General features: G+C 46.7%; 13 protein-coding genes. 1 reads left to right on the forward strand and 12 read right to left on the reverse strand.

From position 1 onward, the window contains the following. Positions 1 to 7: 7 nt before the first annotated feature. From NFR88_RS09360 to NFR88_RS09415, 12 genes are all read right to left on the reverse strand, one after another. The gene (locus tag NFR88_RS09360; protein WP_251615417.1) at positions 8 to 991 is read right to left on the reverse strand and encodes a lactate/malate family dehydrogenase; all 984 of its coding nucleotides are present in this window, start codon (positions 989 to 991) and stop codon (positions 8 to 10) included. 16 nt (positions 992 to 1007) lie between these two features. Continuing rightward, on the reverse strand, positions 1008 to 5777 hold the full coding sequence (locus tag NFR88_RS09365) for a hypothetical protein (protein ID WP_251615419.1): 4770 nt from the start codon (positions 5775 to 5777) through the stop codon (positions 1008 to 1010). 621 nt (positions 5778 to 6398) lie between these two features. Continuing rightward, entirely contained in the window at positions 6399 to 8261 is a 1863-nt protein-coding gene (locus NFR88_RS09370) for an ABC transporter ATP-binding protein (protein ID WP_251615422.1), read from the reverse strand. After that, positions 8245 to 10605, reverse strand: a complete 2361-nt coding sequence (locus NFR88_RS09375; protein WP_251615424.1) for an ABC transporter ATP-binding protein — start codon at positions 10603 to 10605, stop codon at positions 8245 to 8247. The genes NFR88_RS09370 and NFR88_RS09375 overlap by 17 nt, the downstream gene beginning before the upstream one ends. Continuing rightward, positions 10602 to 11081: a MarR family winged helix-turn-helix transcriptional regulator gene (locus NFR88_RS09380; protein WP_160202315.1), complete on the reverse strand. Its 480-nt coding sequence runs from the start codon at positions 11079 to 11081 to the stop codon at positions 10602 to 10604. Before NFR88_RS09380 ends, NFR88_RS09375 begins: the two co-directional genes overlap by 4 nt. Positions 11082 to 11624: 543 nt before the next feature. After that, positions 11625 to 12938: an aspartate kinase gene (locus NFR88_RS09385; RefSeq protein ID WP_251615425.1), complete on the reverse strand. Its 1314-nt coding sequence runs from the start codon at positions 12936 to 12938 to the stop codon at positions 11625 to 11627. A 115-nt stretch (positions 12939 to 13053) separates the two neighbouring features. Next, positions 13054 to 13554 (reverse strand): O-acetyl-ADP-ribose deacetylase, encoded by a 501-nt coding sequence (locus tag NFR88_RS09390; protein ID WP_160202313.1) that lies wholly within the window; start codon positions 13552 to 13554, stop codon positions 13054 to 13056. After that, positions 13551 to 14228 (reverse strand): gamma-glutamyl-gamma-aminobutyrate hydrolase family protein, encoded by a 678-nt coding sequence (locus NFR88_RS09395; RefSeq protein WP_160202312.1) that lies wholly within the window; start codon positions 14226 to 14228, stop codon positions 13551 to 13553. The genes NFR88_RS09390 and NFR88_RS09395 overlap by 4 nt, the downstream gene beginning before the upstream one ends. A gap of 95 nt (positions 14229 to 14323) precedes the next feature. Continuing rightward, entirely contained in the window at positions 14324 to 15712 is a 1389-nt protein-coding gene (gltA, locus tag NFR88_RS09400) for an NADPH-dependent glutamate synthase (RefSeq protein WP_251615429.1), read from the reverse strand. Further along, positions 15705 to 16559 carry a sulfide/dihydroorotate dehydrogenase-like FAD/NAD-binding protein gene (locus NFR88_RS09405; protein WP_338547071.1) on the reverse strand — a complete coding sequence of 285 codons (855 nt, stop codon included), beginning with the start codon at positions 16557 to 16559 and terminating at the stop codon, positions 15705 to 15707. The genes gltA and NFR88_RS09405 overlap by 8 nt, the downstream gene beginning before the upstream one ends. A gap of 17 nt (positions 16560 to 16576) precedes the next feature. After that, the gene (gene nifJ / locus NFR88_RS09410) at positions 16577 to 20083 is read right to left on the reverse strand and encodes a pyruvate:ferredoxin (flavodoxin) oxidoreductase (RefSeq protein ID WP_251615472.1); all 3507 of its coding nucleotides are present in this window, start codon (positions 20081 to 20083) and stop codon (positions 16577 to 16579) included. A gap of 23 nt (positions 20084 to 20106) precedes the next feature. Beyond that, positions 20107 to 21360: a 4Fe-4S dicluster domain-containing protein gene (locus NFR88_RS09415; protein ID WP_251615430.1), complete on the reverse strand. Its 1254-nt coding sequence runs from the start codon at positions 21358 to 21360 to the stop codon at positions 20107 to 20109. A gap of 770 nt (positions 21361 to 22130) precedes the next feature. Between NFR88_RS09415 and NFR88_RS09420 the strand changes: the two genes are divergently transcribed. Further along, positions 22131 to 23270 carry an aldo/keto reductase gene (locus NFR88_RS09420; protein ID WP_251615432.1) on the forward strand — a complete coding sequence of 380 codons (1140 nt, stop codon included), beginning with the start codon at positions 22131 to 22133 and terminating at the stop codon, positions 23268 to 23270. Positions 23271 to 23299: the final 29 nt, after the last annotated feature.

Here is a 23299-nt window from a genome sequence, read left to right on the forward strand (position 1 = left end):
ACATACGTCATTTTAAAGTCAACAGATGCCTATATGCCTTATTAATCCGTTCATACAGCGCCTCCGGCAAAGGTAAATCCTCGTAGACAGGACCGTCTGCCTCCATGCGGTTTTTAATGCCGAGAAAAGCGCCGGTATTCTCATCTCCCAGATATAGAGAGCTGTAGTGCCACGCTCCCCGCAAAGTCAGCAGAATAGAGATGGCCGCAGATGAGATAGCAGGCGCGATATACGGCTTAAAGCCTAGCTCCCGAACCGCTACATTGGCATTCACCGTCAGCGCAGTCAGCTCCTTTGACAGTTCATCGTCGTAATGCACAATGCTGTCTGCAATCACCAAATCTTCTCCGTGAGGTCCGAAAGCGCGCCCCTCTTCTCGATAATGCGCCAGCCTTTGGTCTTTTCCAGCAAAATATAAAGCTCTTGCATTCATGACCCCCAAGCCGTAGCCCTGGATCTGGGAAGGCACAAGACCGCTGGAAGTAAGAAATGTCTTGCAAAGTGGATCTACGGGGTCTGATACCACCGCCACCAGTCCTTTGAAACGGGTGTCAGCCGCCATTTTTCCGTAGCGACTGATTAGTTCCTTATTTGCTTCAAGCTGTGCCATGCGCACATCGCCTTGACTTCCCAGCGGCGGCACACCTTTGCTTGCACAGAAAACAAACACATCACAGTCAAAGAGCTGTTCTTCGGCTACAGGCGTAACCTGCGGCAGCGATCCTGCCTCCTCAAAAGGATAGGAAATCTGATTCATTTCCATCTCAAGGCGCTGCAGGTTTTCCGCTGAAAGGTCGCAAATACCGATGGACGAAATCACATCACCACCCAGCAGCTTCAGCCCCAGAAGAACTGTTCTTCCCACGTCGCCGAGAGCCAGAACGTTAACCCGGTGCTTCTTCCCAGGCCTGACCGGTGCGCAGCCGCCTCGCTGCAAGCTGACAGGGTTCTTCACCCCCGCTTCCTTACATAAATCTTCAATTCGTTTCATATTCTTCCGTTCCTTTTTATCCTTTCAGCCGCATACGAATCAGCTTTTCAATATCGTTTTCCACATAAGCAGACGGCGCCAGATTTTCATCGTAGCTGATGCCATTTCCAATGTCCGGACGTCGCGGATAGGTGATAACCTCGCCCAGACGTTTCAGCGTCAGCTTTCTTTCAAAGGTGGCCTGATACTCCTGCTCCAATACCTTCAAAATGTCTCTGGCATTTTCCAGACAGGTCATGGAATAATCGAAGACCGCCTCTGTTCCGGCCTTGATAAAGGTAGGCATAGTGTACGGCAAAATCAGATTAATAGATGAATCTGCGTCTTTTGCCATGCTGTCGCCGCCGATAAACGGATAACTGTCCCTCTCGTTAATCCAAACCTGTAGGCTCGGCAGGAAATATGCACTCTCTGCCTTTCTGTTTCTCACCGCCATTAAATCTCTGCCATTTCCGGTCATAACACCCACAATAATTTCCTTTACCTCTACCTGATTCTGTTTCAAAATCGGGTCTAAAATATTCATGCGGTAACCTTTGTGCAAAAGATCATCAATCAGGATAATCGGGCGATTAAAAGACTTGATTGTCTTCGCTTGATTGTCAAGTGCCGCATAATGCTTCATCTCCGCAATATTGAAATGGCTCAAATCGCTGTCAAAATATTTTTCCGTGTGCAGCGCCTTTGTTACTGTATTCGGCACCACCACATCCGCCAGCGCCTTTCCAAAAGGCACCGACATGTACGGACCACGCTGCCTGTTTTTCGCAGGTTCCACTGGCACGCCGTTGAGCTTAGCAACCTTTCCGATAATCTTGTTGTGCACCGCGCTGGTATTAAAGGAAAGCACCAGCTGTCCGTGATAAATCCCCGTCAGCACCCGAAGCATTTTGTTGTGCGCCTCGTCAAGAGCATGCAGTACCTTAGGATTTTTGTTCAGCGGATTCTTAATTACAGTTTCAACGTCACGGAACACCACAATCGGCGAGCGCATGTCTACCGCATAAATCGGCGTCTGGCTGCCAGCTTCTGCAATATTGATAAAGCCTTGCCTGCGCAGCGCCTCAATAACCCGTGGATTATATCCTGCTTCGTCAGCCGGATGATATACCACATATGCAAAGTCTCGCGCCAAAAGCTCCGTTAGAATTTCTGTAATAAGAATCTGATTTACATTGGAAATCGCCCTTCCCTTCCCTACAAAGAGAGCGCCGATAACTGCAATACCGCCGGTGGCTTTATCTCTGATGTGGGAAGCGATAGCAGGATCACCAAACTCCGCAAGAAGCTGGCTGGTTTCCACCCTGTGGGCAGCTGCAAATGCCGCCATCTTCTTCTGTCTCACACCGTTTTCAATATAAAGCGTACGCACGCCTTGCCGCGACAAATATGTCTTGATTCGTTCCATATCATAGCCGCGGGAAATTAAATCCTCTCTGATTCTATCAAGACTATCCACATCTCTGTGCTCGTAGCTGCTGATCGTAATCTCCTTTGCCTGCAGCACATGTTTATATGCAGGCTCTCTAAGATAGAGATTTCTGTCGTAAATATAATTTTGCGCCACCGTATCAATCAGGTTGGAAATATCCCTGTTGAGGTCAATATTCTCTCTAATTCTGGTGGAACTGATATCTTCGTAGTATTTTTTCAGCCGCAGGTAAACCACCTCACCAGTAATCGGATAGCCCTTTTCTTCCTCTGCACCCTCCTTCTGCTCACCTGATTCTCTGGCAAAAGCGATGTGATTCAGGGTGTGAATAGAATCAGTCTCCGGCGGCGCTTTGTAGCAGGAAGCGTTCTTAATCACGTCAGTACCTACTGCAATATAAAGTTCCTTTCCGCAGAAAGTATCCTTCAGCACCTTGATATCCTGCGGATTTGCGATATTAACCGGAATATCCTCCGGGAACACATAGATATCCGCCTCGTCAGCCACTGACATATTCATGATTTTTCTTCTCTGCAGTCTCGGCTGAGTGTTCTTCGACCATGAAAACTCATCAAGAGCCATATACACTGTAAATCCCATATCACGAATCGTAGTGGCGACAGCCTTGTGTCCCAAGCTGAATGGGTCGAAGGTGCCCGGAAAAAATGCCACCTTGCGACTTTGCTGAAAATCAAAATTCCCCGTTTCAATCTGATTTTGACCGATATATCTGTAAATGTGATTCAAAACCGCCGCATTATTATAAAAGTCCAATGGGTCTTCCGTCTTTTCAGAAAGCAGCACTGCCAGTTTCTTATAACACTGACAGAAAAGCTCGTTCTTTTCAGCAAGACTCAGCACTTCACTGCCAAAAACTCTGGTGCCAAGAATCCAGAAAGCCTCCTCCGAACAGACATGATTATAGCTGGCATAAGCTTTCACCAGCAGATTGAGAAGTCTGAAACGGCGTTTCTCAGAGGTATTACCTTTCTCATAAAAATTCTCTTTATAAACAGAATAGTGCTCCAACATTACTCCAAGAGTGTTTACCACAGAAGATGCCGTCATTTCATTTCCAGTTTCCAGAATCTTTTGGAGCTCATCGATGGACTCATCCAGTTCCTTTGGCGGCAAATAGAGCATGATAACACCCAGGTAATCCGGAATGTATTTAGAAAACTGATAATCGCCCAGTTCCAACCCGTTAAACAGTTCTACGGTCAACTCATTTCTCTGCTCCGGCGGCATTTTTGCAATCATATGAAGCAATCCCTCTCCGGCAGCACGGCGCACCGTCACAGTCTCGCTGACTTTTACCAAATTGGAAAGATGCGTCGCTACATGAAGCAGTTTTCCTCTGTCACCGCTGCCTATGGCGTGTTTCAGCATAAAACCAATATTTGCCACCTTTTGAATCCACGGTGTGCCCGTCTTCAAGTCGTCAAGAAACATGGCTGCAAGCTGCTTATCAAAGTCCTCGTCTTTTGGCAGTTTCATCAGCATTCGCAGGTCAGTGTCATAACGCTCTTCCGTATAGGCGTCAAAATAACAGCGTGCCGCAGAAAGAACGCCGATATCCACGCTCCTGGAAAACCTTCCAAAACTGCCTTTTAGAAAGCTGCTCATAACGGCAACAAAGCTTTCTGTACACAAACTGCGGTCAATCACTGCCGCCGCATCAAGAAGCACCATGGCGGTGCTTTCCGTATGATTTTCCGTATCCTGGTAAAATTTTTCCAGAATGTCAAAATATTTATGCCTGCAAGACGGCTTGCAGTGGTTCACCGTAGCTCTGACGAAGCTGTCCAACGTGTTGGAAATCCACTTCTTATGCTGATCCGTCAGCTTATATGAAGGGTTTAAAATCTTCGTCAGATACTGTTCCCAAAGGGTCAGATTGCTGACAAGGAGGTCCGGCAAGGTGATATCAGTCGGCACTTCTTTCTTGTACTCTTCGCTAAAGCCTGCGACCATGCAGCCCATAATTTCTGCTGCCCGGCTTCTGATGTCGCTTTCCTTATGAGAAAGCAGTTCATAGAGAAATTTCAGTGTTAAAAGCTTTTGCTTTTCCGTCATATAGGTGGAGTACTCCCCCAAAATACTGATATAGGTTCGCAAATTCTTCCACTGCTGCTCACTTCTAGCAGCTTCTATGAGGCTGGCAAACTCGCTGTCCTGGTGGAAGCGACTCATCAGCCTGATGTTATGTCCGATGGCAGAAAACTTCAGTTGGTTGACAATCTCTTCTCCCTCCAAAAGAACAATTTCGCGCACCTTCGGATGCGGCGCTTCTTTCGGCTCTGTCGCAAAATCCTCTGGAAGTTCTGTGTGCACTCCGTTTTCTTCCATATAATTCTCAAAGTCTTTCAGTTTGTCGTAAACCTTTTGGTAGCGAAGCTTTTTCGCATCGTCCACGTTATCCAGCTTGCCCAAAATCACGTCATAAGCCTCTGCTAAACTGTAAAAATGCACTACTTCTGCACCCTTTTCATCTCGGCTGCTCTTCACGCGGAAGTCCGCATAAATCAAAAGCAACGACTCTACAGACAGGTTTTCAAGCTCCAAATCCCAAGTAGAGTGATTGGCTGCAATATGGCCAATGGTCGGCATTTGAAAACGGTTATAACACAAATCGGTATAGTAATAATGAAGGTAAGGGATTCTCTTTTCCTCACTTTTGCGACAGCCGTATTTTCCGATATCGTGCCCTGCTGCCGCGCCGGAAATCAGCGCCAAATCCACAGGCACCCCAGCCTTTGCAAGCTGTCTTGCTGCAAACATGGCGACGTAATGAACCCCGCTGATATGCCCAAGGGTGTTAAAAGGCGTAATATCAATACCGATACGCATAAACTCATAAACGTATTTACTTTTTACCAACTTGTGCATGTGGATATATTCCTGGGTATAACCCTTTTCCTCCACCTCGCTGTCTGTGAGAAACTGCATATCCTTGGTCGGGTCGAAAGGAAGATGCTCCCGCTCAAAGCTATATACGCTGCGAAGAATCTGCAAAAGCCAGCTTCTTCCATCGTGGTAAAAAGCTGCGCCGTCAGGTTCTCCCATCTCCGGAAATAGCTGGGCAAGAAGATAGCTGTAGCAGTGGCGCAGCCATCCTTCCTCCGGTTCCTCCGAAAGCTGCGGAATAATCTTTTTTACGGCAGCCAAAACATCTTGCGCATTGCATCGTTTATTTGCGATTCCAATTGCTGCCAGGTCTGCCGCCATGTGCTTCCACCGCTGTTTCTGCAGATTCTGCTCCATCTCTTTTCGGGAAACTCCGATTTCTTTTAAAAATGCTTTGTCCGTCAAATTCCGGCACAATGTTTCGTGGATTAAAACTTCCGTTTTCATAAGCCTTCCCCCTGGATTTGCACATATTATTTCTTATTATATCACGTTATTCAAACCGAGAAAATCCATTTTCACATCTGTACGCCTATTTTTCCAAAAAAGCAGCTGAAGCATTTTTTGCTTTTGCAGAACTTTACCCTTTATTCATGAAAAAAAAGGAAAACCCTTTGCTAGGCTAATGTGCATCAGAACAAAATACATGTTCCTCAGAGTTTTTTTAAGAAAATGACGAAATAATTATCGATTTCTCTTGAAAAAAACGCTCAATCCTTTGTGAATTAGTGTGAAGTACTCATGTAGACGTTATTTTACTTATAACTTTCCTTTTTTTGCGCCTACAAAGGGTGAAGTTCTGCAAAGTGAAATTTTCCTTTGGACCCGATGAGAAAACGATTGAGAAAATCAAAAAGCGCTCTAAATTATCGTGTGGGCACAACAAGAAAAAGAACCCTTCATGAATTAAGTAAGCCAGTTGCTCCTACAAAATTTCTTTCAAATTTCGTTTCTTCTGTACACCGCTTCCAATTCTTTCACAAAATGCTGTCATTTCTTATGCGCATACGAAAACAGAGACTCTATTCTTTCAATAAAGTCTCTGATCTGTTTTTCTAAAATATCCCTTTATCCTAGTTCCTCAAACTGGGAGTTATACAAATCAGCATAGAAACCGCCGGCTGCCAGCAGCTGGTCGTGATTTCCCTGCTCAATGATGTCGCCTTCCTTCATGACGAGAATCAAATCTGCATTGCGAATGGTAGATAATCTGTGCGCGATAATAAAGCTGGTTCTGCCTTCCATCAGATTATCCATAGCGCTCTGAATTCGCTCCTCAGTACGAGTGTCCACAGAAGACGTCGCTTCGTCTAAAATCAGCACCCTGTTATCTGCCAAAATGGCTCTGGCAATGGTAAGCAGCTGTTTTTGTCCCTGTGAAACGTTGGAGGCGTCTTCATTAAGTTCCATTTCGTAGCCGCCCGGCAGTGTTCTGATAAAGTGATCCGCATGGGCAGCCTTTGCCGCAGCAATAACCTCTTCATCCGTCGCGTCCAGTCTGCCATAGCGAATATTCTCCATAATCGTCCCTTTAAACAACCAGGTATCCTGCAGCACCATACCAAAATAATCACGCAGATTGTGTCTGTTGAACGCTCTGATATCGTGTCCATCCAAGAAAATGGAACCCTCCTGTACATCATAAAACCGCATAAGCAGCTTTACGATGGTAGTCTTGCCCGCACCGGTCGGTCCCACAATGGCAATTTTCTGTCCTGGCTTTACATCAGCGCTGAAATCCTTGATGATAATCTGCTGCGGGTCGTAGCCGAAACGCACGTGATCAAAGCGCACCGCGCCCTGCGGATCTTTCAGCTGCACCGGATTTTCAACAGTCTGCTCTTCCTCTTCTTCTGCGAGAAACTCAAAGACACGCTCGGATGCTGCCGTCATAGACTGCACCTGATTGATGACCTGAGCGATCTGCTGAATCGGCTGCGTGAAATTCTTTACATACTGAATAAATGCCTGAATATCTCCAATTCCGATGGTGCCCTTGATAGCCAGAAGTCCTCCGGAAATCGCAACACCGGCATAGCCCATATTGCCTACAAACATCATCAGTGGGTGCATGAGTCCTGAAAGAAACTGCGATTTCCAAGCAGATTCGTAAAGTACATCGTTAGTCTCGTCGAATACCGTAATGGTTTCGTCTTCCTTATTAAACGCCTTAATAACCAAATGACCCGCAAAAGTTTCTTCCACCTGTCCATTGATATTGCCCAGATACTTCTGCTGGGTGCGGAAGTGTTTCTGTGAATACTTTACTACCACCGACATCAGGATTGCTGAAATCGGCAGAATCACCAGCGCAATCAAAGTCATCAGCGGTGAAATAGATAGCATCATGACCAGTACACCAATCAGCGTTGCAGTCGATGTAATAATTTGGGTAATGCTCTGATTCAACCCCTGTCCTAATGTGTCCACATCATTGGTAATGCGGGACAGCACCTCACCGTAGGTTCTGCTTTCAAAATATTTCATCGGCATGCGGTTAATCTTTTCAGAAATCTCCCTTCTCATGCGGTAACAGATTTTCTGGGTAATGCCGCTCATAATGAAGCCCTGCACAAAGGTAAACACCGAACTTGCGGCATAAAGCCCCAAGGTAATCAAAAGGATCTGCAGGATTTTGTCAAAATCAATACCCCCAGTACCTCCGATTTTCCTCATCAGTCCCTCTGCAAGTTCGGTGGTAGCGCGTCCCATGACCTTTGGTCCCAGCACGTTGAACACCGTTGAAGCCGCAGCAAAGAGCATAACCACCAGCACGGCAAACTTATATCTGCCGATATATGCGAGGAGCTTTTGAAAGGAGCCTTTGAAGTCTTTCGCTTTCTCGCCGCCCATCATAGCACCCATCGGTCCGTGTCCGCCAGGTCCTCTGCGCCTAGGCTTAAACTCCCTTGTATCATTCTTCACTGTCATTCACCTCCCCCTCTGTAGTCTTCGGCAGCTGTGCACTCTGGGATAGACCTCCCAGTTCCTTTTCCGAAAGCTGAGAACTTGCAATCTGCCTGTAAACCTCACAGTTTCTCATCAATTCCTCGTGGGTTCCCTTGCCCACAATTTCTCCATCGTCTAATACCAATATCTGATCTGCATGAAGTATGGTGCTGATACGCTGCGCAACCACAATCTCCGTCGCATTTTTAACTCTGTCAGCCAGCGCTTTGCGAAGCTTTGCATCAGTTTTCATATCCAGAGCAGAAAAGCTGTCGTCAAAGACGAAAACCTTTGGATTCTTTGCAATGGCTCTTGCAATAGCAAGACGCTGCTTCTGTCCACCGGACACGTTGCTGCCGCCCTGGGCGATATAGCTGTCAAATCCCTCTTCTTTCTCTGCGATAAAATCCGCTGCCTGCGCGATTTCTGCTGCCGCTTTGATTTCTTCATCAGTAGCCGAAACCTTGCCAAAGCGAAGGTTAGAAGCAATGGTTCCAGAAAACAGAACCCCCTTCTGCGGTACAAAACCAATTTCCTCACGCAGTTCGTGCAAAGCCAGTTCCCTAATATCTACACCGTCTAAGGTAATTTCTCCTTCCGTCACATCATAAAATCTTGGAATCAGATTTACCAACGTCGATTTTCCAGCGCCGGTACTTCCAATCATAGCTGTCACCTTGCCCGGCTCCGCTTTGAAACTAATATGATGCAGCACGTCTTCCTCTGCGCCCGGATAACGGAAGCTGACATTCTTAAATTCCAGCACGCCTTTGTGCTCTTTCAAAGCCTTCGGTTCTTCCGGATCCCCAATAGAGGATTTTGTCTGAAGCACTTCATCGATACGTTCTGCAGCAACGCCAGCTCTTGGCAGCATAATGGACATCATAGTCAACATGAGGAAAGACATGACAATCAGCATGGAGTAAGTAATAAATGCTGTCATATTTCCCACCTGCAAATCTCCACTGTCGATTCTCTGTGCGCTGACCCACATAATCAGAATGACCAGACAGTTCATAATTAACATCATGCCCGGCATCATAAAAGTCATCACCCGGTTGGTAAATAGCTGCGTTTTCTTCAGATTCTCATTGGCAACATCAAAACGCTCTTCTTCGGTCTTTTCTCTGCCAAAGGCTCGAATAACTGAAAGACCTGTCAAAATCTCTCTGGAAACCAGATTCAGATTGTCGACCAGTATCTGCATGAGTTTGAACCTCGGCATTGCAATAGAAACAAGCAGAAGCACAAATCCCATAATTACAAGGACAGCCATCGCGATAATCCATCCCATGCCTGCACCGGTTTTTGCCACCTTATAAATGCCGCCTATGCCCAAAATCGGCGCATAAAGCACCATTCGAAGCATCATAGTCGTTACCATCTGAATTTGCTGTACGTCGTTAGTACTTCTGGTAATTAGCGATGCAGTAGAAAATTTATCAATTTCTCCATTGGAAAATCCGACTACATTCTTAAATACCTTGCCACGCAGGTCTCTGCCGACTCCTGCGCCGATTCTTGCAGCCAGATAGGAAGTGCAGACCGCTGCCGCCAGCATAAGCGCTGCCATGAAAAACATGCGAAACCCTGCACGCCAAAGATAGTCAGTCTGTACTTTCTCCATGTCGATACCTGCTGCCTCATTGCAGGAGGCAGCATAAGCAATCCCCATAGACTTTAGAGTATCTTCGCCTACAGAGGTAATCATTTCCTCCATAGAGGTTCTGGCATTTCTGATGGCTGCCTCGTCCATCTGTCCTTCTGCAATCATACGCTCCATCAGAGGACGCATGTCAACATAAGTCGACACATTCCCTTCTTCATCTTCCGCCTGAAAGCTGTCAATATCGGTGCCCATGAGAGTTTCAATCTCTTCGATAGACATATCGTCTATTTTCGATTCCAATTCTGCCATCTGTGGATTCTGAGAAACCGCCTCTTTGATAGTATCTTTAAAGTCGCCTTCGCGCATGTGACCCAACTGATAAGTCAGCGCTACAGCAGTTATCAGCTTCTCGTCGACTTCTTCTAGAACCTTTTCATCCTCTGCATTCAGTCTGTAATCGGCACCGTCCTCTACATAAATCTCATTCCACAGTACCGCTTCCTCTTCTTCCATAAAAACTTGCGCTTCACGAAATTCCTCAGCAGTGATTCTCTCTGGGGCGATATGCTCCACTCCCTTTCCTGTAATACCAGTATCTATAATATCTGCTGTGTACTGCGGCAGCGCCAGATCACAATAGGCCTGCACCGTAAGCAGCAGCACAATCAGAAGCACAGATTTCCAGTACGGAATTATGTTCCTAAAAATTCTCTTCATTCACTTTCCCCCTTCTTTTCATTATACTTTCGTTTTTCTATTTCTATTTTGGAAGTTTCCACAAACTTCTGCAGGTAGTCGTTAAGTTTTTGCATGGTGTCTGCCCCCAAATTGCCAAACACTGCATCAGAGAATTCTTCCATAATGCAGTCTGCTTCTGCAATGCGCGCGATTCCTTTCTCCGTCACCTTAACAAAAGTATTACGCCGGTCTTTCTTATCCACATCACGCAGCACCAGTTCTTTTTCCTCCAGCACACGCAATGCTCTGGAAATAGCCGGCGGCGGCAGATGCATTTCTTTCACAATCAAAGAGACTTTCACCCCCCCTTGGTCGACTCCGCTGCACCTTTGACAGTGCTGTATCATCTTCAGCACACCAAGTTCCCCGTGACTGATGCCCGGCAGCATGCTGGAAAGATTCAATTTCCGAAAAGAATGCATGATATCAAAAAAATTTTTCTGTTCCTCTCTCATGATTGGTCTCCTGTTCTAAACTTACCGCAAGAAATAGTTAACACCGTTAATAATTTTAATACGTCAAATATTTTAGCACGCAACTTTATTTCTGTCAACAGGATTTTTGCACGTGAAATACCCCCTGCAGATACGTTGAAACTACGAAGTTGTGCAAATCCATGCTTTTATTCGCCGAATGCACAACTACGCTACTGCAAAGTTGTGTAAATCCGATAAAGATTAATTTTTTTGCACAACTATCTCGTTAAAATTCTACTTGTCCGCAATTTTCTCTCACCCGAATTGTGCATTCATAATAAAATAGTTTGATTTTACTCAACTTCCTGCCGGAATTATATGATCTAAAAGAATAAGGTTGTGCAAAAACCTGTGTTCAGAAGCAAGATACACAACCCATCATGACAACAGTTGTGCATAAGACAAAAGATAAGCCGGATTTGCACAACCGGGCACAACACGAGGTTTTGACAACAAAAAACAAGGCGCCCCGTCCTTTCAGCTGACGGTTTTGCGCCCTGCAGTTTTCTAAATCGTTATTCGTTATACAAATGCCTGATAGATGGCACGGATTGCCGTATCAAAGTCACGATTCTGTACTCCAACGATAATGTTCATTTCGCTGGAACCCTGATCGATCATTCTAATGTTAACCTCCGTTTCGGCAAGGGCTGTAAACAATGCCGCCGAAACGCCGCTTCTGCTGCTCATGCCGTGGCCCACTGTAGCAATGAGGGCGATATCCTCAAAAGTTTCCATGTGGTCAGGACTCAGCTGTTTTTCAAAAGCTTCCAGAAGTTCATCGAGTCGTCCGTCCAGACTTTTGTTGGAGACTACGACAGAAATAGTATCAATCCCGCTCGGCAAATGCTCAAAGTTGATATCCATATCCTCCAAGATTGCCAGGATTCTTCTGACAAAGCCTCGTTCACTGCTGAGCATATTTTTGTAAATCGCAATAACGGTAAAATCTTTACTGCCCGCAATGCCTGTTACAACATTTGTATTGCTTTCATCGTGCTCTGCCGTAATAATGGTTCCTGGATCCTCCGGCAAATTCGTATTTCTAATGTTAATTGGAATATTTGCAATTCTTGCTGGATAAATCGCGTCTTCATGCAACACCGACGCTCCCATATAAGAGAGTTCCCGCAGTTCTTTATAAGAAATCTTATGAATCGGCTTCGGATTTTTTACAATTCTCGGATCCGCCATCAGAAAACCAGATACATCCGTCCAGTTTTCATAAATATCCGCATCCACTGCTCTTGCCACCAGAGAACCTGTAATATCAGAACCTCCTCTGGAGAAAGTCCGCACCTTGCCGTCCTCTGCATTACTGCCATAAAATCCAGGAAGTACAGCCCTCTCATGTTTTGCAAGCTCTTTGCGAAGCGCTTCATCGGTCGCTTCCTGCATCAGTCTGCCTTTATTATCAAATAAAATAAGCCCTTCAGCATCAACAAAATCATACCCTAAAAAAGCTGCAATCAGTACAGCATTTAAATACTCACCACGACTTGCAATATAGTCAGAAGAGCAGCCCTTTTTCAGATTCTCTTTAATGATATCAAAGTGCCCCTGCAGGTCAACGTTAACATTCAAATTCAGCTGAACCGCCATAAATCTGTCCGTAATAACCTGAAAAACCTGTTCATAAGGCAGGTTATGTTCCATATGAGTCTTGCACAGATACAAAAGATCTGTAATTTTATTGTCTCCATCAAAACGTTTTCCCGGTGCAGATACAACGATGTACTTGCGGTCAGGGTCTGCTTCGATGATTTGCTTCGTCTTCATCAGCTGGATTCCGTCAGCAACTGAAGAACCGCCAAATTTCGCTACTTTTATTCCCATCTTCTACATTTTCCTCCATAATCAACAATCTTCTCTATTATATTATAACAGGAGATGTCTTGCAACGATTTTTTGTATCTTGTCCACAAAAAATCATTACTTTTGTGTTGCTTTTTCATAACAGTTCTCTGTAAATTTCCTCCGTTCTTGCGTCAAAGCACACCATCAGCACTTCTTCAATTCCGCTGCCCGAATGTGTTTTCAGGTAATTCTGTACCGTTTTCACCGCAATTTCTGCTGCCTCCACCTTTGGATAACCATAAACACCAGTGCTGATTGCAGGAAAGGCGATGGACCTTATCCCCAGTCGCTCCGCTTCCTCAAGACTACGCAAGTAGCAGCTTTCCAGTTTTTCTGCCTCGCCGTGGGCGCCTCCGCGATAAACAGGTCCCACCGTGTGAATTACATACTTTGCCGGCAGATTATATCCCTTCGTCACCTTTGCATCACCCGTTTCACAGCCGTGAAGAGACCGGCACTCTGCAAGAAGCTCAGGTCCTGCCGCTCTATGGATGGCGCCGTCTACTCCTCCGCCGCCAAGAAGGGCATTGTTTGCCGCATTGACAATGGCATCTACAGGTAACGTTGTAATACTGTCCGTGGTAATTCTAATCATAATTCCTCTTCCTTCCTCAGCCAAGCTTTGAGCAGTTTTTCTCCGTCTGCTCTGCTTTCCTTATCTCCATATAGGTACATCTTTTCCGGGTGCCACTGCACGCCCAGTACCTTCCCTCTGTTTTCTTCCATTTCGACAGCCTCCACCACTGTATCTTCTCCATCATTCCAGAAAGAAGCTACCTGTAAACCACTACCTATACGTCCTGCCCCCTGATGATGACGTGTATTGACAAAAGAATTCTCACCAAAGAGTCCATGCATACACGTACCTTGAACATGGATCACGCTGTGATAAAGCTCCGGCTCCCTCCTCTTGTGAGCCTCTGCGCATGGCAAATCCTGTATCAGCGTGCCTCCAAAGTATACGTTTAGAAACTGCATGCCTCTGCAAATCCCCAGCACCGGCATCTCTTTCTCCATAGCAAGATCCATCAGTGTAAGCTGCGCGCTGTCCAGTTCATCGTTGATGTCGTTGGAACCTTGGTCTTCTTCTCCCCAAAGCTTCGGATTCATATCCTGCCTGCTCCCTGGCAGCACCAGAGCGTCTGCTTCTGCCAATTCCTCCTCCGACAGTGATAAAAAAGGTTCTGCACCAAGTCTTTTAAATGCGTCTATATAGTCTTTGTACTCCTCTATAGCCGTCTTTGCGGCTGCAATCATAATCTTTTTCATAGAGTTTATTTTAGCAGAGTCCGCCGTAAAAATCCAGTAGCAACGCTATTAAAAAACGAAGCATGTTCCCATGCTCCGTTTTCTCTAAAGTCCATTTATTTACTCAAATACTCATCAATCCCTGCCGCTGCAGTTTTTCCTGCGCCCATAGCTTTGATTACCGTAGCTGCGCCGGTTACTGCGTCGCCGCCTGCGAAAATGCCGGGACGATTTGTTGCAGCAGCGCTGTCAGCGCCAATACCTCCACGGTCGTTTGCCGCCAGCTCCTCCGTGGTATCCAAAATCAGCGTGTTCAGCTTTGTGCCGATGGACATGATAACCATATCTATCGGAATCACATGATTTGAACCTTCCACTGTAACCGGTCTGCGTCGTCCGGAAGCATCCGGCTCGCCTAGTTCCATGGTGACGCATTCAATGCCTGTTACATGACCTTTTTCATCGCCTTTGATAGCAACCGGATTGGTCAGCAGCTTAAATACAATCCCCTCTTCCATAGCGTGATGTACTTCTTCCGCTCTTGCCGGAAGCTCATCCATGCTGCGGCGATAAATAATATAGACCTCGCTTGCACCCATGCGCTTTGCACATCTTGCGGCATCCATAGCCACGTTACCGCCGCCGACTACGGCAATCTTATCAACCTTCTGAATCGGTGTATCATATTCAGGCAGGTATGCCTTCATCAGATTGATACGGGTCAGATACTCGTTGGCAGAGCATACACCCAGCAGGTTTTCACCAGGAATCTTCATAAAGGATGGAAGACCTGCGCCAGTTCCGATAAACACAGATTCAAAGCCTTCTTCCTTCATCAACTCGTCGACAGTGATAGCGCGGCCAACGATAGCATTGGTAACAAACTTCACACCTTTTGCGGAAAGCTTTGCAACCTCAGCCGCTACAATCTCCTTCGGCAGACGGAACTGCGGAATGCCGTAAACCAGCACGCCGCCGGTCTTGTGCAAACTCTCGTAAACAGTTACTTCATAGCCTTTGTTGATCAAATCTCCCGCACATGCAAGTCCTGCAGGACCCGCACCGATGACAGCCACCTTGTGACCATTGCTTTCAGCAGGTTTGATTTCTTCATCGCCGTAGTTTGCAGCATGCCAGTCGGCGGCAAAGCGCTCCAAACGACCGATGGCAACCGGCTCGCCCTTGGTACCGTGAACGCACTTACCCTCGCACTGATTTTCCTGCGGACATACCCGGCCGCAAATTGCAGGCAGTGAACTGGTTTCACTGATAATCTGATAAGCTTCCTCAAATTCGCCTTCGGCGATTTTGGCAATAAAGTCAGGAATTTTAACCATGACCGGGCAACCGCTCATGCAAGGTTTTTTACGGCACTTAAGGCAGCGCATAGCCTCGCTTATAGCCATCTCCTCCGTATAGCCGCTGGACACCTCTAGAAAGTTCTTGTTGCGAACATCAGGCGCCTGTTCCGGCATTGGACATTTTTCTCTTGTTAAATTAATCATGGTAACGAACACCTCCTGTCAAGCGACAAACGTGAGCACGGTCAGTTGCTTCCTGCTCCGCATAGTATGCGTTTCTCTGAATCAATTCGTCCCAGTCAACAAGACTTCCGTCAAATTCCGGTCCGTCTACGCAGACAAATTTATCCTCGCCGCCGATGTTAGCGCGGCAGCCTCCGCACATGCCGGTTCCATCAATCATATATGCAGTCAAAGACGCTACAGACGGAATGTTGTGTTCTTCCGCCAGCTTGCAAACTAACTTCATCATAATCGGCGGCCCCACTGCAACGATTTCGTCGTACTGATTTCCCTCTTCAATGAGGGCTTTCAGCTTGTCGGTGGTAAAAGCCTTTTCGCCGTAAGAACCGTCATCTGTCACCATGAACAGGCGGTCCGTCCCTGCGCGAAATTCCTCCTCTAAAATTACCAAATCTTTATTTTTAAATCCGGCAATCATATCGACTTCAATGCCGTGGTCATGCATACCCGTTGCCAACGGATATGCCAAAGCGTTTCCTGTGCCGCCGCCAACCACGCAGACCTTTTTCAATCCATCCATATGGGTCGGTTTTCCAAGAGGTCCTACAATATCTGCAAAACAGTCGCCCACTTCCAGCTGATCCATCAGCATAGTTGTTCTGCCCACTGCCGCATAAATGAGGTCGATAGTGCCATCCTTTTCGTTATGTCCTGCCATGGTGAGCGGAATTCTCTCACCATATTCATCAGTTCTCAAAATGATGAACTGTCCCGGTCTTGCCTTTCTTGCCACCAGCGGAGCGTAGATGACCAGCCAGGTAATATTGTCATTGAGCTTTCTCTTGCTCACTACTTCAAACATTTTCATCGGGTGATCCTCCTCTCCTAATTATCAAAGCTCTTTTTCTGGTTCTGCAGATGTGCGTATCTGTCCATCGCCATTTCCTCTGCTTTAGCAAAGAGCTGCTCTGCTCTTTCAGGGAACTTCAGCTGCAGGGAGTTGTAACGAACTTCTCCCATGATAAAGTCTCTGTAGCTTTCGCTAGGTGCCGGACTGTCAATGGACAGCGGGTTCTTTCCTTCTGCTGCTAGGTCCGGATTGAATCTGAGCAGATTCCAGTAGCCTGCGCGAACCGCGTTTTTCATTTCCAGCATTGCCTTGTTCATGCCGGCTTTCAGCCCCTGGTTGATACAAGGTGCGTAAGCGATAATCAGGGAAGGCCCGTCATAGCTTTCGGCTTCTCTGATTGCACGCAGGGTTTGCTCCGGATTTGCACCCATTGCAACCTGTGCTACATATACATAGCCGTAAGCCATAGCAATCTGGGCTAAATCCTTTTTCTTTACCGCTTTACCAGAGGCTGCAAATTTTGCAACAGCGCCGATTGGCGTAGCCTTGGAGGACTGTCCGCCGGTGTTGGAGTAAACTTCTGTGTCAAAGACCATAACGTTTACATTTTCACCGGAGGCCAATACGTGGTCAAGACCGCCATAGCCGATATCGTACGCCCAGCCATCACCGCCGAAAATCCACATGGACGGTTTGATGAGCATATCTTTATTTTCTAATACGTATTTTGCGTCAACGTTTTCATCTGCAACTTTCGTACAGGCCTCTTCCAGAATTTTTCCAGTTTCTTCCGCTGCCTTAGCATCGTCCATAGAAGCAAGCCATGCCTTTGCAGGAATACCTACTGTATCCACAAGCCGCTCTACTGCTGACTTCATTTCACCGCGGCGCGCCTGCATAGACATTGCCATACCCAGACCGAACTCCGCATTATCTTCAAAGAGCGAATTTGCCCACGCAGGTCCTCTGCCCTCTTTGTTTACAGTGTACGGTGTGCTCGGTGCGCTGCAGCCCCAAATAGAGGAACAACCCGTCGCATTGGCGATATACATTCTGTCACCAAAGAGCTGCGTTACCAGCTTTGCATAAGGAGACTCGCCGCAGCCCGGACATGCGCCGGAGAACTCAAGAAGCGGCTGTTTGAACTGGGAACCCTTTACGGTATTAACGCCAAACGGTACTTCCTTTTCAGTCACCTCACTGAACAAATAATTGTATTTTTCCTGCGCTGCAGAAACCACTTCGTCCTCTGCCGGTACGATTTCCAGCGCCTTCTTTCTGGCAGGGCAAACCTGAGCACAGGATCCGCAGCCGGTGCAGTCCAGTGCGGAAATACCCAGGGTAAAGAACTTACCAGAAACGCCCTTCATAGCAAGATAATCTCCGTTTACCGAATCGATTTCTGTTTCGTCCAGTACAAACGGTCTGATGACGCCGTGTGGGCATACGTAGGAGCACCAGTTGCACTGCATGCAGTTTTCCTTGTTCCATACAGGAACATCCGTGGCAATGCCTCTCTTCTCAAAGGCTGCCGTTCCTGCCGGAATACAGCCGCTAGCTGTCGTCAGGAAAGTTGATACCGGAACGTTATCGCCGGTCAAAGTATTGGTCGGTACCAGAATATCGTTGAGGTAATCGGTGTGCGCCTGATCGCGGCCGCAAAGCTTTGGAACCGGTGCATCATCAGGAGCGTCAGCCCAGCTTTCTGGGACTTCTACTTTATGGACATTGGCAACACCGGCATCAACTGCCGCCATGTTCATCGCAACAATTTTTTCGCCTTTTTTGCCGTAGGTATTTTTGATTGCAGCTTTCATATAGCCTACTGCTTCCTCAATTGGAATAATATCAGCCAACTTAAAGAATGCAGCCTGCAGTACCGTATTGGTTCTTCTTGCGCCGAGACCGATTTCCTTTGCGATAGAAACAGCGTCGCAGGTATAGAATTTGATGTTGTTACGGGCGATATATCTCTTTACTGTCGCAGGCAAGTGGGTATCCAATTCCTCATCGCTCCATACGCAGTTGAGAAGGAAGTAACCGCCCGGCTTTACGTCCTGCACCATCTCATAGCGGTTCAGATATGCCGCATTATGGCAGGCAACAAAGTCAGCCTGTTTTACATAATAAGAAGATTTAATCGGTTCATCGCCAAAACGCAGGTGAGAAATGGTCACACCGCCAGACTTCTTGGAGTCATACTGGAAGTATGCCTGTACCTTCTTATCCGTGTGGTCGCCGATGATTTTTACGGAGTTCTTATTCGCGCCAACTGTTCCGTCTGCACCCAGACCCCAGAATTTGCAAGCCTTTGTTCCCTTTGGCGCAACGTCAGGATTTTCACTGACAGCAAGAGATAATCCGGTCACATCATCAGTGATGGAAATGGTGAATTCCTTCTTCGGCTCATCTGCCCAAAGATTTTCGTAAACCGCCAGAATATCACCCGGTTGCGTGTCCTTCGAGCCAAGACCGTAACGCCCGCCTGTTACCAGACATTCCTCAAAGCGACTGCCCCGCAGTGCGGAAATTATATCAAGATATAAAGGCTCGCCTACGCCGCCCGGCTCTTTGGTTCTATCCAGTACAGCAATTTTCTTCACCGTTTCAGGCATCACGTTTAACAGATATTTGGTAGAAAACGGTCTGTAAAGATGAACTTCTATAATACCGACCTTCTTACCCTTTGCAAGGAGATAGTCCACAACTTCTTCCGCAGCGTCGCATACAGAGCCCATAGCTACGATGATTTCTTCTGCATCAGGCGCACCGTAATAGTTAAACGGTTTATAGTTTGTGCCGATTTTAGCATTGACTTTTTCCATATAGGTATTGACAATATCCGCAGTTTCCAGATATGCCGTGTTGCACGCTTCTCTGTGCTGGAAAAAAGTTTCCGGCTGCTCCGCTGAACCCATGCTGTGTGGGTGCGCAGGGTGAATAGAACGTGCCTTGAAAGCCTTTACTGCGTCCCAGTCCACCATTTCTTTTAAATCCTCATAGTCCCAGATTTCAATTTTCTGGTTTTCGTGAGAGGTTCTGAAACCATCAAAGAAGTGGAGCATTGGCAGCTTTCCTGCTATGGTTGAAAGATGCGCTACTGCAGCAAGATCCATAGCCTGCTGCACGGAATTTGACGCCAGCATAGCAAAACCAGTCTGGCGACAGCCCATCACGTCGGAATGGTCCCCGAAGATGGAAAGGGCGTGAGTTGCCAGTGCTCTTGCAGCCACATGAAATACCGTCGGCGTCTGCTCTCCGGCTAGTTTATACATATTTGGAATCATCAAAAGTAGACCCTGAGAGGCAGTGAAGGTGGATGTATAAGCACCGGCTGTAATAGAGCCATGCACTGCCCCGGCTGCGCCGCCTTCTGATTCCATTTCAATGATTTTTACTTTTTCTCCAAAGATATTGGTTCTATCCTGAGAAACCCATTCGTCCATACTCTCTGCCATCGGAGATGATGGTGTGATTGGATAAATGGCTGCTACCTCAGAAAAAGCATATGCCACGTGTGCTGCAGCAGTGTTTCCGTCCATGGTCTTTAATTTTCTCACCGTAATCACTCTCCTTTCCTCATAGCAAGAGCTGCTTCCTGTAAATAGCTGTACTCTGGCACTTCCCGCTCCTTAATAATACCTCTGGCGCAGATATACTGACAGACCTGACAGTTTTCGCAGATTTCTGAATCGACCACTGCATGCGCTTCTTCCATATAAATCGCACCGTTTGGACAATTTGCCGCACAGTCGCTGCAGCCGACACATGCGCTGCTGCAGACAGAAGCTTTGTCCTCGTAATCTGCGGTGGATACACACGGTACCATCTTTGCGCCTTTGTACGGCACCATGACAATCAACTTCATCGGACATGCGTAAGTACAATCTTTACATCCCACACATTTGTCAGGATCTACCTGCGCACTTCCGTCTACGACTTTGATTGCGCCATAGCGACAGACTTTCGTGCAGTCCCCCTGTCCTGTGCAGCCGGTAGTGCAAATACCGAGGTCTTTCGCGTCCAGTTTAGCCGCTTCAGCGCAGGTTGCTGCTCCCGCTGCCTGGTATGCCTTCTCGTTCCTACTGCCGTTACATCTGACAAAAGCAACCTTTTCCTTTAATTTTGTTAAATCATGCAGGGTATCCACGATGATTTTTTTCTTGCACTTCACTGTACATGCCACACAGCCGACACACTTGTCATAGTCAATGACTGCATGGTTATCGACAATTTCCACTGCGCCCTCCGGACAAGCACGAACACAGTCCCCACAGCCGATGCAGCCATATCCACAGATTTCCCTGACTCTGTCATCATCCTCATCCCGATTGGAACACGGAATAAAGTTGGTCGCCTCTCTTGGAATCATGCGGATAAGCCCCTGTACACAAGCGCCTTCAGCCGCACATGCACCGCAACCGTTACACTTTTCAGGGTCGATGATAACATCTCCGTCAACCAGCTTCATAGCGCCGAATCTACAAGTCTTTGTACAGTCTCCGCAGCCGATGCAGCCATATCGGCATTCGCCCCGCAAAAATCCTTCGGCAACCGCCTCGCGGCAGGTTTTTCCTGAAAAGCGCTTTTTCCCTGCGGAATCACCACTGCAGGCAACGAAAGCAATTTCATCCTTTGCCGCTTTACGTTCTCTTCCCGTCACTTCTGCAATGGCATTCACAGCTTCCTGCGTGCAGGCAGGACAAAGAGCTACGCTCGATCCGTCTGCAATGCTTTCTGCACAAGCCCTGCAGGTTTCCTTGCCGCAACCGCCACAGCAGTCAGCGCCTGGCAGAAGTGCTAAGATTTTAGCAATCATAATAGAATCCTCCTTTTACACAAAATCGTTATTTTACACGAAATATTCTGTATACAACTTTTTTTCATATTACATTTATCATATTTTCAAGTCAATACAAAATGCCTGTTGCTATTGAAAATCCAATGTTCTTTTTGAAGTACATGCATCACAAAAAAACAAAAAACGCCAATTTTCAACGCTTTCGTACTGTTAGGTGCTAAAGTGCTTTAATTGGTTAAACTGTGTGATTTTAGGACGGTTTTTGGATGATTTTCCAAATTTAACGCCGTAAGGCGCAATACAGTTTTCCCATCCATTTTGCGCGCAACCCTATGAAATTTTTATATCTAGTCACCTTCATTACCGCGCCATATTTAAGTTCGTTTTTCCTTCTTATGGCGTCGAAGGGTTGAAATACGCCATGTTCTATAGACTTTTAACAAAGAATGGCGGCGGCACGCCATAAACGGATAAAATCTACTAAATAGCGGCGCTGTGCCGCCAGGTTCATTTTGAATTAATGGAAACATGGCGCAATCTCCAAAGCAGATAATCATATGCACCTGTCATTTTTCTGCAATGCTTTATAAGTTCTGGATTTGCCCGCCATTAGTCTGTAAAAACACGATAAATATGGCACTTTTTATCACCTTAACGCCAGACTTTCAACAAACAAGACAAAATGTGGCGCCCATTTCCCTTCCATGTATAACACGCTTCGGATAGCCCATTGAACTGAGACACCAATTCCTGTATAATATCTATTATATTGAAACAAGGAGGCTCCTATGAACTACACAGATTTTCACGGGAAACAGATTTCCCGCCTTGGCTTTGGCATGATGCGCCTGCCTATGCACAAAGACGGCACCATCGACTACGAAAAAGGGCAGAAAATGATTGATATAGCGTTGGCGAAAGGTATCACCTATATCGATACTGCTTATAAATATCACGACGGCGAGTCGGAAAACTTTGTCGGCGAAGCGTTGTCCAGGCACCCGAGAGACAGCTACTGCCTGGCGGACAAAATGCCTTGCTGGCTTTGCGAAACCGCAGATGATCTGCGCAAAATCTTTGAGGATCAGCTGCGCAAATGCAAGACTGACTACTTTGATTTTTATCTGATTCACAGCCTCGGTGAAGGCGACCTTGAAGCTGTAGAAAAACTGCAGGTCGTTGACTACTTATCAAAGGAAAAGGCTGCAGGCCGCATTCATCATCTGGGAGCGTCCTTTCACTGTGGGCCTGATTTTCTCCATGAAACTCTGACAAAATATGGAGACAACCTGGAATTTATTCAGCTGCAGCTCAATTATTTTGACTGGGAAAACGGAAACGCAAAAGATGTCTATAAGGTTGCCCGGGAGTTTGATAAACCAATTGTAGTTATGGAGCCGATTCGCGGCGGCATGTTGGCAAATCCGCTCAGCGAAAAAGCCTGTCAGATTTTAAACAGCACAGGCACTGGCGCAAGCTATGCGTCTTACGCCCTGCGCTTTGTCAATGAGCTGCCAGGCGTTCTTTGCACCCTGTCCGGTATGTCCGAACTTTCTCAGCTTGAGGAAAACATCGAAATCTTCCAAGGACCTACTTTGAGTGAAGCTGAAAAGCAGGCAGTCGACGATGCAGTAAAAGTCCTTCAGGCAGACATTCTGGTTCCTTGTACTGGCTGCAACTACTGCTATGAATGTCCGCAGGAAATCAAGATTCCGGATATTTTCAAACTGTACAATGAAGCAGCAAGCAAGGGTTTTCACTATATTTGGGGTTCCTTATCAGGTCAGTACAATGCGATCACGCCAAACAGAAAAGACTGCATCGGCTGTGGAAACTGCGAGTCCCACTGTCCGCAGAAAATCAAGATTATCGAGAAATTAAAAGAAATCGATAACAAATATAAGGAGCTAGCTGAAATCGGCGAGTAATTAAAAGACACTGCATTTCCCTTTTGGGA

Origin of the sequence: Senimuribacter intestinalis (assembly GCF_943192965.1) — a bacterium.
GTDB classification, from domain to species: Bacteria; Bacillota; Clostridia; order Peptostreptococcales; family Anaerovoracaceae; genus Senimuribacter; species Senimuribacter intestinalis.

Bases quoted from the DNA above. Each gene is read 5' to 3' on its own strand.
- NFR88_RS09405 (WP_338547071.1), bottom strand. From the start codon at position 16,559: ATGAAAATGTTTGAAGTAGTGAGCAAGAGAAAGCTCAATGACAATATT.
- nifJ (WP_251615472.1), bottom strand. From the start codon at position 20,083: ATGGACGGAAACACTGCTGCAGCACACGTGGCATATGCTTTTTCTGAG.
- NFR88_RS09390 (WP_160202313.1), bottom strand. From the start codon at position 13,554: ATGATTAGAATTACCACGGACAGTATTACAACGTTACCTGTAGATGCC.
- NFR88_RS09370 (WP_251615422.1), bottom strand. From the start codon at position 8,261: ATGACAGTGAAGAATGATACAAGGGAGTTTAAGCCTAGGCGCAGAGGA.
- NFR88_RS09375 (WP_251615424.1), bottom strand. From the start codon at position 10,605: ATGAAGAGAATTTTTAGGAACATAATTCCGTACTGGAAATCTGTGCTT.
- NFR88_RS09415 (WP_251615430.1), bottom strand. From the start codon at position 21,360: ATGATTGCTAAAATCTTAGCACTTCTGCCAGGCGCTGACTGCTGTGGC.
- NFR88_RS09380 (WP_160202315.1), bottom strand. From the start codon at position 11,081: ATGAGAGAGGAACAGAAAAATTTTTTTGATATCATGCATTCTTTTCGG.
- NFR88_RS09395 (WP_160202312.1), bottom strand. From the start codon at position 14,228: ATGAAAAAGATTATGATTGCAGCCGCAAAGACGGCTATAGAGGAGTAC.
- NFR88_RS09365 (WP_251615419.1), bottom strand. From the start codon at position 5,777: ATGAAAACGGAAGTTTTAATCCACGAAACATTGTGCCGGAATTTGACG.
- NFR88_RS09360 (WP_251615417.1), bottom strand. From the start codon at position 991: ATGAAACGAATTGAAGATTTATGTAAGGAAGCGGGGGTGAAGAACCCT.
- NFR88_RS09420 (WP_251615432.1), top strand. From the start codon at position 22,131: ATGAACTACACAGATTTTCACGGGAAACAGATTTCCCGCCTTGGCTTT.
- NFR88_RS09385 (WP_251615425.1), bottom strand. From the start codon at position 12,938: ATGGGAATAAAAGTAGCGAAATTTGGCGGTTCTTCAGTTGCTGACGGA.
- gltA (WP_251615429.1), bottom strand. From the start codon at position 15,712: ATGATTAATTTAACAAGAGAAAAATGTCCAATGCCGGAACAGGCGCCT.